The sequence below is a fragment of the Nocardioides sp. genome, from assembly GCF_030655615.1.
GTDB lineage: Bacteria > Actinomycetota > Actinomycetes > Propionibacteriales > Nocardioidaceae > Nocardioides.
Window position 1 is genome coordinate 1 of the sequence record NZ_JAURVJ010000088.1, and the last position, 3246, is coordinate 3246.

Genomic DNA, 3246 nt, shown 5'->3' on the forward strand with positions numbered 1-3246 from the left:
CCGACGCCCTCGCCGCCCTCGCCGCGGGCGAGGCCCTCGGTCACGACCGCGCCGACCTCCTGCGCGGCATCGCGTCCTACACCGGCACGCGACGCCGGATGGAGCGCAAGGGCGAGGCCGCCGGCGTCCGGGTCTACGACAGCTACGCCCACCACCCGACCGAGATCGTCGGCGACCTGCAGTCCGCGCGGGCGCTCGCGGGGGAGGGTCGGCTGGTCGTCGCCTTCCAGCCCCACCTGGTCTCGCGCACCCGGATCTTCGGCGCCGCGATGGGCGTCGCGCTCGGCGCCGCCGACGAGGTCGTCGTCCTCGACCTCTACCTCGCGCGCGAGGCCGCCGACCCGGCCGTCACGTCGGCACTCGTCGCGGACGCCGTACCCCTGCCCGCGGAGCGGGTCGCCCTCGCCTCCCTCTCCACCGCGGCCGCGACGCTCGTCGCCCGCGCCCGGCCCGGCGACCTCGTGCTGACGCTCGGCGCCGGCACCGTCACCCAGGTCGGCCCGGAGGTGCTCGCGCTGCTCGAGGGGGGCGCCGCGGATGGCTAGGACCCGCCGCAGCACCGAGGAGCGCAGCCGCCGTCGCTTCGCGCGCCGCCAGTGGGCGCGGCGCTGGCTGACCCTGCGCTACCTGGTCGTGGCGGCGGTCGTCCTCGTGCTCGGCGGCGGCGGGCTCTACGCCGTCTACTTCTCCGACGCGCTCTCGGTCAGCGACGTCGAGGTCGTCGGCGCCCGCACCATCAGCGCCGCCGACGTCGAGTCCGCGGCCGACGTGCCGACGGGCGGGCCGCTGGCCACCGTCGACCTCGACGCGATCGAGTTCCGCGTGCGCTCGCTCAAGGCCGTCCGCAGCGTCGAGGTCACCCGCCAGTGGCCCGACAGCGTGCTCATCACGATCCAGGAGCGCGAGCCCGTCGCCGTCGTCCGCCTCGGCGCCGACCTCCAGGGCGTCGACGTCGAGGGCGTCCCGTTCCGCACCTACCAGCGCCCGCCCTCGGGCCTGCCCCGCATCGAGACCCCTGACGGCACCTCCGCCACCGACGAGGACGCCCTCAAGGAGGCCGTCACCGTCATCGCCGCGCTGCCGCGCGAGGTCTCGGTCCTCGTCGACCACCTCGACCTGCGCAGCATCGACGAGATCGACCTCGTCCTGCGCGACGACCGCGTCGTGCGCTGGGGGAGCGCCGACGCCTCCGCCGAGAAGGCCAAGGTCCTCATCGCCCTCCTCCGCCAGCCCGGCAAGGTGCTCGACGTGAGCGTGCCAGGGCAGCCGACGACGAGCGACTGAGGTCGGGGCGGTTCGGGTCGGCATACCCCCGGGGGGTGTCGGAATCCCCGGCCGGCCGGGGATTCCGTCACCTGTCAGGGGTTGCAACCCCTGACAACGGTCGGAGCTCCCTGACCACCCTCAAGTCGGTACGCCGACAACTCGGCCCGACCCGGCGTGTCTGCCGGGCTTGGGGCACAGCGGTGCCTAGTGTCGTCACCACGGCGAGGTTGACATAACTATAACCCTCAGGTTGAGGGTCACAGTTCGCGACACGCCGGCCGTCTACCCCATCAGATTCTTCTCGAGAGGTGAAGCCGTCGTGGCTGCTGCACAGAACTACCTGGCCATCATCAAGGTCGTGGGCATCGGTGGCGGTGGCGTCAACGCCGTCAACCGGATGATCGAGGTCGGCCTCAAGGGCGTCGAGTTCATCGCGATCAACACCGACGCCCAGGCGCTGCTCATGAGCGACGCCGACGTCAAGCTCGACATCGGCCGCGAGCTGACCCGCGGCCTCGGTGCCGGCGCCAACCCCGAGGTCGGGGGACAGGCGGCCGAGGACCACGCCGACGAGATCGAAGAGGTCATCAAGGGCGCCGACATGGTGTTCGTGACCGCCGGCGAGGGTGGCGGCACCGGCACCGGTGGTGCCCCGGTCGTCGCGCGCATCGCCCGCTCGCTGGGCGCGCTGACCATCGGTGTCGTCACCCGCCCGTTCGCCTTCGAGGGTCGCCGCCGGATGGGCTCGGCCGACGAGGGCATCGCCCAGCTGCGCGAGGAGGTCGACACCCTCATCGTGATCCCCAACGACCGGCTGCTGTCGATCAGCGACCGCAACGTCTCGGTCCTCGACGCCTTCAAGCAGGCCGACCAGGTCCTGCTCCAGGGCGTCTCGGGCATCACCGACCTGATCACGACCCCGGGCCTGATCAACCTCGACTTCGCCGACGTCAAGTCGGTCATGGCCAACGCCGGCTCCGCCCTCATGGGCATCGGCTCGGCCCGCGGCGAGGACCGTGCCGTCGCCGCCGCCGAGATGGCCGTCTCCAGCCCGCTGCTCGAGGCCAGCATCGACGGCGCCCACGGTGTCCTGCTCTCCATCGCCGGTGGCTCCGACCTCGGTCTCTTCGAGATCAACCACGCCGCCGCGCTCGTCGCAGACGCCGTCCACCCCGAGGCCAACATCATCTTCGGCGCGACGATCGACGACGCCCTCGGCGACGAGGTGCGGGTCACCGTCATCGCCGCCGGTTTCGACGGCGGCACCCCCAAGCGCCGCACCGAGGGCTCGTCGCTGCGTCACAACGCCCCGGCCCAGGTCAGCCAGGAGGAGGTCAAGGCCGCGGTCGCCGCTCGTCCCGAGCCCCGCACCGAGTCGCGGTCCGAGCCGGCCGAGCAGCGCGCCGAGGCGCCCCAGCAGTCGGCGCCCCGCCCCGCACAGCAGGTCGTCTTCGACGACGACGACCTCGACATCCCCGACTTCCTCAAGTAGGAGCGGACCCACGTACCACCACCGCAGCACCCTCGGCCCCGTCGAGCTGGCCTTCACCGACCGGCACGGCGGGGTCAGCGGCGTCCCGTTCGACTCTCTCAACCTGGCGTTCTTCGAGCACGGCGACCGCACCGTGCCCCAGCGCAACCTGGCGCTCCTGCTCGACGACTTCGCCCCCGGCTGTGTCGTGGCCGACCTCAGCCAGGTGCACGGGCGGCACGTCGCGGTCGCGGCTCCCGGCGAGCCGCGTTCCGAGGGTGACGGCATCGTGACCGACCAGCCCGACGTCGTCCTGCTGGTCCGCGCCGCCGACTGCGTCCCCGTCCTCCTCGCCGACCCCGCGGCCGGCGTGCTCGGTGCGGCCCACGCCGGCCGGCCGGGGGTCGCCGCGGGCGTCGTGCCGGCCACGGTCGCTGCGATGCGCGACCTCGGCGCCCGCGACGTCACCGCCTGGATCGGCCCCCACGTCTGCGGCGCCTGCTACGAGG

4 protein-coding genes are annotated in these 3246 nt (G+C 73.2%); all 4 read left to right on the forward strand.

What is annotated here, in order from left to right; genetic code table 11:
- Positions 1 to 545: glutamate ligase domain-containing protein (locus Q7T52_RS07445; RefSeq protein WP_304800964.1), on the forward strand; the 545-nt coding region annotated here is incomplete at its 5' end.
- The gene (locus Q7T52_RS07450; protein ID WP_304800966.1) at positions 538 to 1284 is read left to right on the forward strand and encodes a cell division protein FtsQ/DivIB; all 747 of its coding nucleotides are present in this window, start codon (positions 538 to 540) and stop codon (positions 1282 to 1284) included. The genes Q7T52_RS07445 and Q7T52_RS07450, both read left to right, overlap by 8 nt.
- Positions 1285 to 1585: 301 nt before the next feature.
- On the forward strand, positions 1586 to 2758 hold the full coding sequence (gene ftsZ, locus Q7T52_RS07455) for a cell division protein FtsZ (protein WP_304800968.1): 1173 nt from the start codon (positions 1586 to 1588) through the stop codon (positions 2756 to 2758).
- A 46-nt stretch (positions 2759 to 2804) separates the two neighbouring features.
- A partial coding sequence (locus Q7T52_RS07460; protein WP_304800970.1) for a polyphenol oxidase family protein occupies positions 2805 to 3246 on the forward strand: 442 nt, incomplete at its 3' end.